The organism is Micromonospora sp. NPDC005194, assembly GCF_040608335.1.
GTDB lineage: Bacteria > Actinomycetota > Actinomycetes > Mycobacteriales > Micromonosporaceae > Micromonospora.
Genome location: NZ_JBEXIA010000044.1, coordinates 34,434 through 47,559 on the forward strand (window position 1 = coordinate 34,434; position 13,126 = coordinate 47,559).

The window sequence follows — 13,126 nt, forward strand, 5'->3', positions numbered from 1 at the left end:
GATTATGATGGAATGGGTTGGCGGCGTGGTCGACTCCGGTCTCATCCGCCGCCGTAGGGTGATCACCAAAGGCCACGTCCCGGCGGGCCAGGCAGGAGGCAACGACGTGAAACTGCTCGTCACCGGGGGCGCCGGGTTCATCGGCAGCGTGGTGACCCGGATGCTGCTCGACGCGGGCCACCAGGTCGTCGTCCTGGACGACCTGCGCACCGGTCACCGCGAGGCGCTCGCTCCGGACGCGACCCACGTCGAGGCGTCCATTCACGACGCCGCCCAGATCCTCACCCCCGACGCCGGCTTCGACGGGGTGCTGCACTTCGCCGCCCTCATCGCCGCCGGCGAGTCGATGGTGAAGCCGGAGCTGTACTGGCAGACCAACACCGTCGGCTCGCTCGCCCTGATCAACGCCGTCCGCGCCGCCGGGGTGCCCCGGATGGTCTTCTCCTCCACCGCCGCCGTCTACGGCAACCCCACCGAGCTGCCGATCACGGAGACCGCGGTCAAGGCGCCCACCAACACGTACGGCGCCACCAAGCTCGCCGTCGACATGGCGCTCACCTCCGAGGCCATCGCGCACGGGTTGGCCGCCGTCTCGCTGCGCTACTTCAACGTCGCCGGCGCGCACCTCGCCGGCGACGTCGCGCTCGGCGAGCGGCACGACCCGGAGACGCACCTCATCCCGATCGCCCTGGAGGTCGCCGCCGGCCGGCGGGAGAAGCTCCAGCTCTTCGGCGACGACTACCCCACGGCGGACGGCACCTGCGTCCGCGACTACATCCACGTCGCCGACCTGGCCCGCGCCCACCTGTTGGCGCTGGACGCCGCCACCGGGGGCCAGCACCGCATCTACAACCTCGGCAACGGCAACGGCTTCACCAACCGGCAGGTGGCCGACGTGGTCCGCGAGGTCACCGGGCACCCGCTGCCGGTCGAGGTGGCGCCGCGCCGCGAGGGCGACCCCGCCGAGCTGGTCGCCTCGTCCGCGCTGGCCCGTGACGAGCTGGGCTGGGTGCCGCAGAAGCCCACCCTGCACGACATGGTCGGCGACGCCTGGGCCTTCTACCGGACGCACGTCCTGGAGCAGTCATGACCAGCCCCACCGGTGACGTCGTCGAGCGGGCCGCCGCCGGCTTCACCGACCAGTACGGCGGCCAGGCCACCGGCCTCTGGGCCGCGCCCGGCCGGGTCAACCTGATCGGCGAGCACACCGACTACAACGACGGGTTCGTGCTGCCCTTCGCGCTGCCACTGCGTACCGTGGTCGCCGCCGACCGGCAGGATGACGAGCGCTGGACGGTCTGGTCCGAGCTCTCCGACGAGACGATCACCTTCGGCGCGGACGACGTGGCCGAGCCCGGCCGGGTGACCGGCTGGGGCGCGTACGTGGCCGGGGTGGTCTGGGCGCTGCGCGACGCCGGCCACGCGGTGCCCGGCGCCCGGCTGGCGATCGCCTCCGACGTGCCGCTGGGTTCCGGGCTCTCCTCGTCGGCCGCGCTGGAGTCGTCCGTGCTCGCCGCCCTGCTCGACCTCGGTGAGCTGGACCTGTCCCCCGAGCGGCGGCCGCGGCTGGCGCAGCGGGCGGAGAACGTCTACGTGGGCGCGCCGACCGGCATCATGGACCAGTCCGCGGTGATCCGCTGCCGCGCCGGGCACGCGCTCTTCCTCGACTGCCGCGACGAGTCCGTCGAGCACATCCCGTTCGACCTGGACGCCGCCGGGCTGGCCGTGCTGGTCATCGACAGCCGCGCACCGCACCGGCACGCCGACGGGGAGTACGCCGCCCGCCGCCGCTCCTGCGAGGCGGCCGCCAAGGCGCTCGGCGTCGCCGCGCTGCGCGACGTGGCCGTCGACCAGCTCGACAGCGCACTGGCCCGCCTCGACGACGAGGAGACCCGGCGGCGCGTCCGGCACGTGGTCACCGAGGACCAGCGTGTGCTGGACACGGTGGCGCTGCTGCGCGCCGGCCGGGTCCGGGACATCGGCCCGCTGCTCACCGCCTCGCACGTCTCCATGCGCGACGACTTCGAGATCACCGTGCCGGAGATCGACACGGCCGTCGAGGCGGCGCTGTCGGCCGGCGCGCTGGGTGCCCGGATGACCGGCGGCGGGTTCGGCGGCTGCGTCCTCGCCCTGGTGGAGACCGATCGCGCCGAGGCGGTGGCGGCAGCCGTCACGGCCGCGTACGCCGAACGCGGTTTCACCGCCCCCACCACGCTCCCGGTCCTCCCCGCCCCCGGCGCAACCCGCCTGCACTGACCCCACCCCGGCCCCCCACCCCCCGGCCCCCCACTCGCTGGTTGATCAAGAGGTTTGCGTCAGTCCGAGCCCGGATTTTGACGCAAATCTCTTGATCACGAGTCGCGGGGGCGGGGGCAGGGGCAGGGGCAGGGGGGAGATCGTGCTCGTTCATGGAAGTAGTGGCCTCGCCCGGTGGGCGAGGTCACTACTTCATGGATCGAGTGCGATCATGCCGGCGCCGAGCCCGCGAGGGCCGGGGGCGCTGGGTTTAGCTCGCTTCGACGATCATGGCGGCGCCTACCGTGCGGTTGGTGGCCTCATCGATGATGACGAAGCCGCCGGTGGTGCGGTTGCGGCGGTACTCGTCGGCGAGGAGCGGCACCGTCGTGCGCAGCCGCACCCGGCCGATCTCGTTGAGTCGCAGCTCGTCGGCCGACTCGTCGCGGTGCAGCGAGTTGATGTCCAACCGATAGTGCAGCCCCCGCACGATTGCCCGTGCCGACCGGGTGGTGTGCTTGATCGCGTACCGGCCGCCGACCCGCAGCGGGCTGGTCTCGTCCATCCAGCAGACCATCGCCTCGATGTCCTGGGCGACCGCCGGCGCGTTGTTCGGCCGGCAGATCATGTCGCCCCGGGAGATGTCGATCTCGTCGGCCAGCCGTACCGTCACCGACATCGGCGGGAACGCCTCCGCGACCGGCCCGTCGGCGGTCTCCACGGCGGCGATCCGGCTGGTGAAGCCGGACGGCAGCACCATCACCTCGTCGCCCGGCTTCAGCACACCGGAGGCGACCTGACCGGCGTAACCCCGGTAGTCGGTGACCGTCGTGGACTGGGGGCGGATCACGTACTGCACGGGGAACCGGACGTCGACCAGGTTGCGGTCGCTCGCGATGTGCACCCGCTCCAGGTGGTGCAGCAGCGACGGGCCCTCGTACCACGGCATGTTCTCCGACCGGGTGACGATGTTGTCGCCGCGCAGCGCCGAGATCGGCACCACGGTCAGATCCGGTACGTCGAGCTTCGCGGCGAACGCGGTGAACTCGTCGGCGATCCGCTCGTAGACCTCCTGCGACCAGTCGACCAGGTCCATCTTGTTGACGCACAGAACCAGGTGCGGCACCCGCAGCAGCGAGCAGAGGAACGCGTGCCGACGGGACTGCTCGACCAGGCCCTTGCGCGCGTCCACCAGGATCAGCGCCAGGTCGGCCGTCGAGGCGCCGGTGACCATGTTGCGGGTGTACTGGATGTGCCCGGGGGTGTCCGCGATGATGAACTTGCGTCGGGGCGTGGCGAAGTACCGGTACGCCACGTCGATGGTGATGCCCTGCTCCCGCTCGGCGCGCAGGCCGTCGGTGAGCAGCGCCAGGTTGGTGTACTCGTCGCCACGGGCCGCGCTGACCGCCTCCACCGCCTCCAGCTGGTCGGTGAAGAGCGACTTGGTGTCGTAGAGCAGCCGGCCGATCAGGGTCGACTTGCCGTCGTCCACGCTGCCGGCGGTGGCGAACCGCAGCAGGTCCATCGGCCGCGCCTCACCGGTGGCCTCGGTGCCGGCAACGGCCGGGGCCACGATCTCGGTGGTCATCAGAAGTACCCCTCCCGCTTGCGGTCCTCCATGGCGGCCTCGCTGACCCGGTCGTCACCACGGGTGGCGCCCCGCTCGGTGATCCGCGTGGCCGCCACCTCCTCGATGACCTTCTCCACGGTGTCCGCGTCCGAGCGGACCGCCGCGGTGCAGGAGGCGTCGCCGACGGTGCGGTAGCGCACCTGCGCCTTGAACCGTTCCTCACCCGCGCGGGGACGGAAGAACTCGTTGACCGCGTAGAACATTCCGTCCCGCTCGATCACCTCGCGCTCGTGCGCGTAGTAGATCGACGGTAGCGGGATGCGCTCCCGGGCGATGTAGTGCCACACGTCCAGCTCGGTCCAGTTGGACAGCGGGAAGACCCGGATCGACTCGCCCGGGTGGTGCCGGCCGTTGTAGAGCGACCACAGCTCCGGGCGCTGATTCTTCGGATCCCACTGGCCGAACTCGTCGCGGAAGCTGAACACCCGCTCCTTGGCCCGCGCCTTCTCCTCGTCGCGGCGGGCGCCACCGAACAGCGCGTCGAAGTGGTGCTTCTCGACCGCGTCCAGCAGCACCGGCGTCTGGATCCGGTTGCGCATCCCGTCACCGGACTCGCGGACCAACCCGCTGGCCAGGGCCTCCGGCACGCTCGCCACCACGAGGTGCAACCCCAACTCGGCGACCCGCTGGTCGCGGTATTCGAGCACCTCGGGGAAGTTGTGCCCGGTGTCGACGTGCATGACGGGAAAGGGAATGTTGGCCGGAGCGAACGCCTTCTGCGCCAACCGCAGCATGACGATCGAGTCCTTGCCGCCGGAGAAGAGCAGCACCGGGCGTTCCATCTCGGCGACAACCTCGCGCATCACGAAGATGCTCTCCGCCTCAAGGGCGTCCAGGTGGGAGACCCGGTAGGCCGCGGGGGACGTCATGACACTCGCTCGCTCATCCGATTTCCAGACCTTTCCGGTCGGACATGTCAAGAAGTGCGCTCAGGCTACCCGGAATGCCTCTGCAGCGCTGCAAGCAACCGGTTGGCGAGATCCTTGCGACAGACCAGCAGGTCCGGCAGGCGCGGATCCGCCTCGTTGTATCGAAGCGCAGAACCGTCGATCCGGGAAGCGTGTAGTCCGGTGGCCGTCGCCACAGCCACCGGGGCCGCCGAATCCCACTCGTACTGCCCACCCGCGTGGATGTACGCGTCCACCTCGCCGGTCACCACCGCGGCGATCTTCGCACCGGCCGAACCCATCGGCACCAGGTGCGCGCCGACGTCCTCGGCCAGGTCGGTGAGGAACACCGGCGGTCGGCTCCGGCTCGCCGCCAGGCGGATCTTCCGCTCACCGGCCGTCGCCGCCTCCACCGTCATCGGCGGGTACGCGGGCGGGTAGTCGGTGCCCAGCACCCGGTGCTGCGCCGGCAATCCCACCGCTCCGGCGACCAGCCCGTGCGGGCTCGGCGCGCTCCGCGCCCAGAGGGCGACGTGCACGGCCCAGTCCGAGCGGCCCTCCTCGGCGAACTCCCGGGTGCCGTCCAACGGATCGATGATCCACACGCGGTCCGCGGTCAGCCGGGACACCGCGCCGGTGTTCACCTCGGCCGCCCAGGCCAACCGCGAGCCCTCGTCCTCCTCGGAGAGCACCGCGTCGCCCGGCCGCCACCGCGCCAACTCCGTGCGGATCAGGTCGTGCGACACCTTGTCCCCGGCCGACTTCAGCGCGCCCGTGTCCGCGAAGCCCAACTCTGCACGCAGGTCGAGCAGCGCCTGACCGGCCCGGGAGGCCAACCACCGGGCGAACGCCCCGTCGATCATCGGAGGACTGCCCATCTGCCCGCTCCCGTCGCCTCGCCGCGGCCCGTGCCCGCACGCACCGATCGGCCGCGACCCGCGTCGCCGGTCACGGCACGCCGAAAGGCGCAGACTACCGGCCAACCGTTTCCGATCCGGTACGCCCCGCCCGGCTCAACCGCCGTGATACAGGTTCTGGGTCGGCTCCACGCCCTTGACGATCACCGACTCCACCACATCGGCGGCCCGGTCCACCAGGAAATCGAGTTCCTTACGCTCCGCCGCGCCGAAATCCGACAGCACGTAATCCGCCGGATCCTGCCGCCCCGGCGGCCGACCCACGCCGAACCGCACCCGGACGTAGTCCTTGGTGCCCAACGACTTGGACATCGAACGCAGGCCGTTGTGCCCGCCCTCGCCGCCGCCACACTTGATCCGCACCTGGCCGAAGCCGATGTCCAGCTCGTCGTGCACCGCAATCACCCGCGCCGGGGGCACCTTGTAGAACTGCGACAGCGCCGCTACCGGCCCGCCGGACAGGTTCATGTACGTCAGTGGCTTCACCAGCACCAGCTTCGGACCGCCGAACCCCAGCCGCCCTTCCGCGACCTCGGCCACCGCCCGCTTGTGCCGACCGAACCGCGCGCCCAACCGCCCCGCCAGCAGCTCCACCACCATGAACCCGACGTTGTGCCGGTTCCCGGCGTACTCCCGGCCCGGATTGCCCAGGCCGACCACCAGCCACGGCCCCGCCTCGTCCGTCACGACCCGCCCCTCCCGCCGTCTTCACCGACTCCCGATACGCCGGCAGGCGCCCCCGAAACTCGGGGACGCCTGCCGCACGATACGAACCGATCAGGCCTCGGTACGCGCCTCGGTGTTCTCCGCGCCCTCGGCGGCCGGGGCGGCGTCGGCACCCTCGGAGCCCTCGGTGACCTCGCCGGTCTCGGCCTCGGCCTCCTCGGTGGCCTCCTCGACCTCGGGCAGCGTCGCCTCGAGCTGCTCGGCGGTCGGCGCGGCGGTCACCGCGGCGATCGGCAGCGTCGGGTCGACGGCCAGCTCGACACCGCTGGGCAGCTCGACGTCGCCGGCGGTCACCGAGGAGCCCGCCTCCAGGCCCTCGATCGACGCCTCGAGGTGGTCCGGCACCTTGGTGGCGTCCGCAGTCACCGAGAGGGTGTCGTGGTCGTGCACGATCAGGGTGTCGCGGGCGGCCTCCCCGGTCAGCTGGACCGGAACGTCGACGGTGACCTGCTCGCCCCGGCGCACCAGGATGAGGTCGACGTGCTCGAAGGTGTCGCGGATCGGGTCCCGCTGGATCGCCTTCGGCAGCGCCAGCACCTGGGTGCCGTCGGTGATGTCGATCGCGAAGAGCTGGTTGGCACCGCCCTTGCGGATCGCGGCGGCGAACTCCCGCGACGGCAGCGCGATGTGCTTGGGCTTCTCGCCGTGGCCGTACAGCACGGCGGGCACCTTGCCGGCCCGGCGGGTACGACGGGCACCACCCTTGCCGAACTCGGTGCGGGGCTCGGCGCTGATCTTTACCTCGGACACGGGGAAACTCCTGATGCTTTTCGCTGCGGCTTGCTTGTCGTCTTGCGGTGCTGGGGCGAGGGGCTCGCTGGGGCTCATGCGTCATGAACGACTGCCCGGAGCACCGCGTCGATGACGGTGCCTCCGTGCGGCGCTCTTCAGCGGCCCGCCGGGCACCCTCGCCGTGGCAACCGCACCAGTCTACCCGAGCTGTTTCCCGGGTTTCCGGCAGTCCCCGGTCACGGCTCCAGGCTGGCCCGCCGACGGTGTTCCCCGCCAGCGTGCCAGCCCGTTTCGACCAGTTTGTCAGCTCCGGCCGGCCGACTCGGCCATCTTCAGCTCAGGCCACCGAAGAGAGTGGTCACCGAGCCATCGTCGAAGACCTCCCGGATCGCCCGCGCCAGCAGCGGCGCGATCGACAGCACGGTCAGCTTGTCCAGCTGCTTCTCCGGCGGCAACGGCAGCGTGTTGGTCACCACGATCTCGCTGATCGAGCTGTTCTTCAGCCGCTCGGTCGCCGGGTCCGACAGGAGCGCGTGGGTGGAAGCGACCACGATCTCCGCCGCGCCCGACTCCTTGAGGATGTCCGCGGCCTTGGCGATGGTGCCACCGGTGTCGATCATGTCGTCGACGATCAGGCAGACCCGACCCTCGACCTCGCCGACCACCCGGTTCGCCACGACCTGATTCGGCTTCATCGGGTCACGGGTCTTGTGGATGAACGCCAGCGGGCAGCCACCCAACCGGTCGGTCCACCGCTCGGCCACCCGCACCCGGCCGGAGTCCGGTGCCACCACGGTCATCGGCCGCCCGGCGTACTTGTGCTCCACGTACTCGGCGAGGATGTCCATCGCGAAGAGGTGGTCCACCGGGCCGTCGAAGAAGCCCTGGATCTGCGCGGTGTGCAGGTCGACCGTGAGGATGCGGTTCGCGCCGGCGGTCTTCAGCAGGTCCGCCACCAGGCGGGCCGAGATCGGCTCCCGACCCCGGTGCTTCTTGTCCTGGCGCGCGTACGGGTAGAACGGCAGCACGACGGTGATCCGCTTCGCCGACCCCCGCTTCAACGCGTCCACCATGATCAGGGTCTCCATGACCCAGGTGTTCACCCCGTGCGTCACGGACTGCACCACGAAGGCGTCCGAACCACGCACCGAGTCCTTGAACCGTACGAAAATCTCGCCGTTGGCGAACTCGTACGCGTCGGCCGGCGTCGGTGCCACACCGAGCACCTCGCCGATCTCCTTGGCCAGTTCCGGGAAACCCCGTCCGGAGAAGAGCATCAGGCTCTTGCGGTTTTCGGCGACGATGCTGCCCATGGGCCCGTCTGCTCCCGTTTGTCGGCGGTACCCGGCCCGGTGGTGGTGGGTCGGGGACTATTCGGTTGCAGTATCTCCCGCGCCGGACGCACCGCCCACCGTCTCGGCCCGCCCGTGCATTGCCTCACTGTCGCTTGCGGTGCCGGCCACCTCCGACGCACCCTCCGCGTCGCCGGCGCGCTGCGCGGCCTCGGCCGCCGCCGTACCGGCCCGCCGCTTCACCACCCAGCCCTCGATGTTGCGCTGGCGCGCGCGGGCGACACCCATCGCGCCCGGCGGCACGTCGTCCACGATCACCGAGCCGGCCGCCGTGTACGCGCCGTCACCCACCTCGACCGGCGCGACGAACATGTTGTCCGCCCCGGTCCGGGCGTGGCTGCCGATCACCGTGCGGTGCTTGTTGACCCCGTCGTAGTTGACGAAGACCGACGCGGCGCCGATGTTGGTCTGCTCGCCGATCGTCGCGTCACCCACGTACGTCAGGTGCGGCACCTTCGAGCCGGGCCCGATCTCGGACTTCTTCACCTCGACGAACGTGCCGACCTTCGCCTTCTCGCCCAGCCGGGCCTCCGGCCGCAGGTACGCGTACGGCCCCACGCTGGCGCCCGCGCCCACCTCGGCGCCCACCGCGTGGCTGCGCACCACCGACGCCGCCGGGCCGACGATCGTGTCGATCAGCGTCACGTCCGGCCCGACCAGCGCGCCCGCGCCGACCACCGTGGCCCCGCGCAGCTGGGTGTTCTGGTCGATGACCGCGTCGCGGTCCAGCGCCACCGTCACGTCGATCCAGGTGGTCGCCGGGTCGAGCAGGCTCACCCCGGTGCGCATCCACGCCTCGTTGACCCGGTCGCGCAGCAGCCGCCGCAGCGACGCCAACTCCACCCGGTCGTTGCAGCCCAGCGTCTCGACGTGGTCGACGGCCACGTGCACCGCGACCGGCTCGCCGACGGACCGGAGCAGGCCGAACACGTCGGTCAGATACTCCTCGCCCTGGTCATTGTCGGTGGAGAGCTTGCCCAGCGCGTCGCGCAGCCGCACCGCGTCGAACGCGTAGATGCCGGCGTTGATCTCCCGGATCGCGCGCTGGGTCGCGTCGGCGTCGCGCTCCTCGACGATCTGCTCCAGCCGGCCGTCGGCGTCCCGGACGATCCGCCCGAGCCCGGTCGGATCGGGCACCTCGGCGGCCAGCACGGTGGCCGCGGCGGCGGCCTCCTCGTGCGCGGTCACCAACGCGCCCACCGTCTCCGGGCGCAGCAGCGGCACGTCGCCGTTGATCACCACGACCGTGCCGGCGCCCTCCGGTACGGCGTCCAACGCGATCCGCACGGCATGCCCGGTGCCGAGCTGCTCGGCCTGGAGCACGGGCGTGGCGTCGGGGGCGATCTCGGTCAGGTGGGCCCGGACCTGGTCGGCGCCGTGGCCCACCACGACGACGGTGCGGTCGGCGGCCAGCGGCCCGGCCGCGCTCAGCACGTGGCCGAGCAGCGTACGGCCGAGCAGGGGGTGCAACACCTTGGGCAGTGTCGACTTCATCCGCTTGCCCTCACCGGCGGCGAGCACGACGACGGTACGAAGGTGGGGCTGGGGCACGACGTGGCTCCCGTCGGGACGGCGGACACTCTCGCGGCCATGCTAACCACGCGGCCCGCCAGCGCGTCCTCTTACCCCCAGCAGAACCCAAAACGGACTTGTCGGGACAGCTCGGCCGCCAGGGTTCGAACCTGAAATACGGGTACCAAAGACCCGGGTGTTGCCAATTACACCACGGCCGATTGCAACGTCAAGAACACCGTCGCCTCAGAACGAGCATCCTGCCGGTACACCTTAACGCCCGACGGCCGCGACGCCAGCACTCCTGCCCTTCATGATCCCCTCGGCCTTGCCGACCATCGCACGTGGCTCGTGACCGAGGCGGCGGTGACACCCCGCGCGGGAAACCGCTCGGGCGGCACCCCACAGCGAATGGAGGGTGGGCCCTGAGCAGGGCTTTAGGACCTACGTACGACAGCTTTTTCAAACTTCCCCGTGCGATCTACCGAGCCGTAAGTTACGGTGACGTAGGCGTAGGTTCGTGATCGTTTCCGTCCCCTCTGCGAGGTGCCATGTCCACTACCATGCTCGAACCCAACACCGCCGGCCCCGGCCCGAAACCGCTCACCGACGGCAGCCAGTCCAACGGGATCCTGGCCGCCCTGTGGGCCTTCGTCGTGATCCCCTTCGTGGCCCTGCTGGTCGCCGTGCCGATCGCCTGGGGCGGCTGGCTGGGCTGGAGCGACGTGATCATCGGCCTGGTCTGGTACGTGGTTTCCGGGCTCGGCATCACGGTGGGCTTCCACCGCTATTTCACGCACGGCTCGTTCAAGGCCAAGCGTTGGCTGCGGGTGACCCTGGCGGTCGCGGGTTCGCTGGCGGTACAGGGCGAGATCATCCAGTGGGTGGCCGACCACCGGCGGCACCACGCCTTCTCCGACCTGGAGGGTGACCCGCACTCGCCGTGGCGTTTCGGCACCAGTTTCTGGGCGCTGACGCGGGGTCTGTTCCACGCACACGTGGGCTGGCTGTTCCGCCGCGAGCTGTCCAACCGGGAGCGGTTCGCACCGGATCTGATCGCCGACCGCGACATCAGCCGGGTGGACCGACTGTTCCCCGCGCTGGTGGCCGTCTCACTGCTCGGCCCGGCGCTGATCGGGGGCCTGGTGACCTGGTCGTGGCAGGGCGCGCTCACCGCGTTCTTCTGGGCCGGGCTGGTCCGGATCGGCCTCCTGCACCACGTCACCTGGGCGATCAACTCGGTCTGCCACGTGTACGGCGAGCGCCCGTTCGCGATGCGCCAGGGCGACCGCGCGTCGAACTTCTGGCCGCTGGCGATCCTGTCGTTCGGTGAGAGCTGGCACAACCTGCACCACGCGGACCCGACCAGCGCGCGGCACGGTGTGCTGCGTGGTCAGGTGGACATCTCGGCCCGGGTGATCTGGCTGTTCGAGAAGGTCGGCGCGGCGTCGCAGGTGCGCTGGCCGAAGCCCGAACGTCTCGCGGCCAAGCTCGTGAAACCGGTCGCACCCCGGTAAACCGGGCGGTGCCGCGGGGTGCCACCTGGCAGGATGGCCGGGTGGCCGAGCGGAGCGGGGGGCCGGACGGCTCGGCGGACGGGGGGCCGAGCCCGATCCGGGTACGGTCGGACGGCACGGCAGGCCGGTCGGGCCGCCCGCCAGTGAGGCGACGACGTGAGCGGGCACAGCGGAGGCACCATTCCACGGCAGGGCGTCACCGAGCGCCAGCGAGGCGGCGACATGCCCGAGGTCAGTGACGAAGCCGGCGGTCGGCGTGCAGTGCCGGCCGCGGCGGCGAAAACCAAGCCCCCCTCACGGGTACGCATGTCGGCTGCGCAGCGGCGGGAGCAGTTGATCGCGATCGGCCGGCAGCTGTTTGCCGAGCGAGGTTTCGACGCCACCTCCATCGAGGAGGTGGCGGCCCGCGCCAAGGTCTCCAAGCCCGTGGTGTACGAGCACTTCGGTGGCAAGGAGGGGCTGTACGCGGTCGTGGTCGACCGGGAGGTCCGGGCCCTGCTGGACCGGATCACCACGGCGCTGACGGCGGGGCATCCGCGTGAGTTGCTGGAGCAGGCGGCGATGGCCCTGCTGGGCTACATCGAGGAGGAGACCAGCGGGTTCCGGGTGCTGGTCCGCGAGTCGCCGCTGTTGTCCGGCACGGCCACCTTCAGCAGCGTGATGAACGACGTGGCCCACCAGGTCGAGCACATCCTGGGCGCCGAGTTCAAGAGCCGCGGGTACGACCCGAAGCTGGCCGAGCTCTACTCGCAGGCCCTGGTGGGCATGGTCGCGTTGACCGGCCGCTGGTGGCTGGAGGTGCGCAAGCCGCGCAAGGAGACGGTGGCGGCGCACCTGGTCAACATGGCCTGGAACGGGTTGTCGCACCTGGAGGCGAAGCCCACGTTGATCACCGCCCGCCGCCGCTGACCGTTCAGCGGCGGTGCACGTCGGCCACCGGATGTTTGCGGCGTTCCAGCTCCGCCTCGGCGTGCTCCGACGGGCCGGTTTTGTCGTACAGGCCGGTGCCCAGCAGGATCAGGCCGAACAGCATCGATACGATCACGGTCGACATCGAGAAGTTGAGGAAGTTCGCGTCGGTCTGCAGCACGGACATCATGAGGATGCTGGTCACCAGGAACACCGCCCCGGCGGTGAGGTTCATGTAGTGGCCGAGGTTGCTGCGCCGGGACGCCCCGATGATCAGGACGACTCCGAAGACCACCGAGGCGAGCGAGAAGGCCAGGTTGGTGCGGAGCCCGAGGGCCCAGTGGTTGCCCCGGTCAAAGAGCGGGTCGCCGATCGTCTCGGCGACACCCCAGACGCCGAAGACCAGGATGTAGACGCCGATCAGGCCGGAGAGGACCCGGTAGAGCGGCCGTGCCGGATGGTTCACCGGAAAGTGCGGCATACCCCTGACCCCCTGACGTGACTGGTTCAGGGGAATTGTCGCCCAACGAAACGGGCATGTCAGGCAAACCACCGATGGCTGCGCGGTCCGCCGCATGGCTGGACCAGGTCAGGTTTTCGCCGGAGCCCGAGCTGCGCAGGGATCAAGCCTGACCGCCCGGAGCAGCACGCAGAGCAGCGAGAAGCCGAGGTTGGCGCCCTGGCCGAGGACGCGGGTGTCGTCCTGGGC

General features: G+C 70.7%; 12 protein-coding genes, 1 tRNA gene and 1 pseudogene. 4 read left to right on the forward strand and 10 right to left on the reverse strand.

The window, feature by feature from the left end; all coding sequences use genetic code 11:
- Nucleotides 1-106 precede the first annotated feature (106 nt).
- Both galE and galK read left to right on the forward strand, forming a co-directional pair.
- A complete protein-coding gene (gene galE / locus ABZU53_RS27725; RefSeq protein WP_354860508.1) occupies nucleotides 107-1,090 on the forward strand; it encodes a UDP-glucose 4-epimerase GalE in 984 nt (327 codons plus the stop codon).
- Complete coding sequence (gene galK / locus ABZU53_RS27730) at nucleotides 1,087-2,256, forward strand: galactokinase (RefSeq protein WP_354860510.1); 1,170 nt, start codon at nucleotides 1,087-1,089, stop codon at nucleotides 2,254-2,256. Before galE ends, galK begins: the two co-directional genes overlap by 4 nt.
- 250 nt (nucleotides 2,257-2,506) lie before the next feature.
- Here galK and ABZU53_RS27735 read toward each other — a convergent pair whose 3' ends face one another.
- From ABZU53_RS27735 to ABZU53_RS27770, 8 genes are all read right to left on the reverse strand, one after another.
- Entirely contained in the window at nucleotides 2,507-3,823 is a 1,317-nt protein-coding gene (locus ABZU53_RS27735; RefSeq protein ID WP_355068436.1) for a GTP-binding protein, read from the reverse strand.
- Nucleotides 3,823-4,734 carry a sulfate adenylyltransferase subunit CysD gene (gene cysD, locus ABZU53_RS27740; protein ID WP_355068438.1) on the reverse strand — a complete coding sequence of 304 codons (912 nt, stop codon included), beginning with the start codon at nucleotides 4,732-4,734 and terminating at the stop codon, nucleotides 3,823-3,825. The genes ABZU53_RS27735 and cysD overlap by 1 nt, the downstream gene beginning before the upstream one ends.
- 65 nt (nucleotides 4,735-4,799) lie before the next feature.
- Nucleotides 4,800-5,630, reverse strand: a complete 831-nt coding sequence (locus ABZU53_RS27745; protein WP_354860513.1) for an inositol monophosphatase family protein — start codon at nucleotides 5,628-5,630, stop codon at nucleotides 4,800-4,802.
- A gap of 135 nt (nucleotides 5,631-5,765) precedes the next feature.
- Entirely contained in the window at nucleotides 5,766-6,356 is a 591-nt protein-coding gene (pth, locus tag ABZU53_RS27750; protein WP_354860515.1) for an aminoacyl-tRNA hydrolase, read from the reverse strand.
- A gap of 90 nt (nucleotides 6,357-6,446) precedes the next feature.
- Entirely contained in the window at nucleotides 6,447-7,145 is a 699-nt protein-coding gene (locus ABZU53_RS27755; protein WP_355068440.1) for a 50S ribosomal protein L25/general stress protein Ctc, read from the reverse strand.
- Nucleotides 7,146-7,459: 314 nt separating this feature from the next.
- Complete coding sequence (locus ABZU53_RS27760) at nucleotides 7,460-8,440, reverse strand: ribose-phosphate diphosphokinase (protein WP_030329105.1); 981 nt, start codon at nucleotides 8,438-8,440, stop codon at nucleotides 7,460-7,462.
- A gap of 57 nt (nucleotides 8,441-8,497) precedes the next feature.
- Nucleotides 8,498-10,030 carry a bifunctional UDP-N-acetylglucosamine diphosphorylase/glucosamine-1-phosphate N-acetyltransferase GlmU gene (gene glmU / locus ABZU53_RS27765; RefSeq protein WP_355068442.1) on the reverse strand — a complete coding sequence of 511 codons (1,533 nt, stop codon included), beginning with the start codon at nucleotides 10,028-10,030 and terminating at the stop codon, nucleotides 8,498-8,500.
- Between the two features lie 110 nt (nucleotides 10,031-10,140).
- Nucleotides 10,141-10,212 (reverse strand) — tRNA-Gln (locus tag ABZU53_RS27770).
- 330 nt (nucleotides 10,213-10,542) lie between these two features.
- Between ABZU53_RS27770 and ABZU53_RS27775 the strand changes: the two genes are divergently transcribed.
- Both ABZU53_RS27775 and ABZU53_RS27780 read left to right on the forward strand, forming a co-directional pair.
- Entirely contained in the window at nucleotides 10,543-11,508 is a 966-nt protein-coding gene (locus ABZU53_RS27775) for an acyl-CoA desaturase (protein ID WP_355068444.1), read from the forward strand.
- A gap of 222 nt (nucleotides 11,509-11,730) precedes the next feature.
- Nucleotides 11,731-12,417, forward strand: a complete 687-nt coding sequence (locus ABZU53_RS27780; RefSeq protein WP_355068450.1) for a TetR/AcrR family transcriptional regulator — start codon at nucleotides 11,731-11,733, stop codon at nucleotides 12,415-12,417.
- A gap of 4 nt (nucleotides 12,418-12,421) precedes the next feature.
- Here ABZU53_RS27780 and ABZU53_RS27785 read toward each other — a convergent pair whose 3' ends face one another.
- Together ABZU53_RS27785 and ABZU53_RS27790 are read right to left on the reverse strand one after the other, a co-directional pair.
- Nucleotides 12,422-12,898: a DUF4383 domain-containing protein gene (locus tag ABZU53_RS27785; protein WP_354860522.1), complete on the reverse strand. Its 477-nt coding sequence runs from the start codon at nucleotides 12,896-12,898 to the stop codon at nucleotides 12,422-12,424.
- Nucleotides 12,899-13,057: 159 nt separating this feature from the next.
- Nucleotides 13,058-13,126 (reverse strand): annotated as a pseudogene (locus ABZU53_RS27790) (DUF4383 domain-containing protein); the annotation flags it as partial.

What these genes read in the sequence shown, in the direction of transcription:
- cysD (WP_355068438.1), bottom strand. Translation starts at nt 4,734, where the DNA reads ATGACGTCCCCCGCGGCCTACCGGGTCTCCCACCTGGACGCCCTTGAG.
- ABZU53_RS27760 (WP_030329105.1), bottom strand. Translation starts at nt 8,440, where the DNA reads ATGGGCAGCATCGTCGCCGAAAACCGCAAGAGCCTGATGCTCTTCTCC.
- galK (WP_354860510.1), top strand. Translation starts at nt 1,087, where the DNA reads ATGACCAGCCCCACCGGTGACGTCGTCGAGCGGGCCGCCGCCGGCTTC.
- ABZU53_RS27745 (WP_354860513.1), bottom strand. Translation starts at nt 5,630, where the DNA reads ATGGGCAGTCCTCCGATGATCGACGGGGCGTTCGCCCGGTGGTTGGCC.
- ABZU53_RS27775 (WP_355068444.1), top strand. Translation starts at nt 10,543, where the DNA reads ATGTCCACTACCATGCTCGAACCCAACACCGCCGGCCCCGGCCCGAAA.
- ABZU53_RS27780 (WP_355068450.1), top strand. Translation starts at nt 11,731, where the DNA reads ATGCCCGAGGTCAGTGACGAAGCCGGCGGTCGGCGTGCAGTGCCGGCC.
- ABZU53_RS27735 (WP_355068436.1), bottom strand. Translation starts at nt 3,823, where the DNA reads ATGACCACCGAGATCGTGGCCCCGGCCGTTGCCGGCACCGAGGCCACC.
- ABZU53_RS27785 (WP_354860522.1), bottom strand. Translation starts at nt 12,898, where the DNA reads ATGCCGCACTTTCCGGTGAACCATCCGGCACGGCCGCTCTACCGGGTC.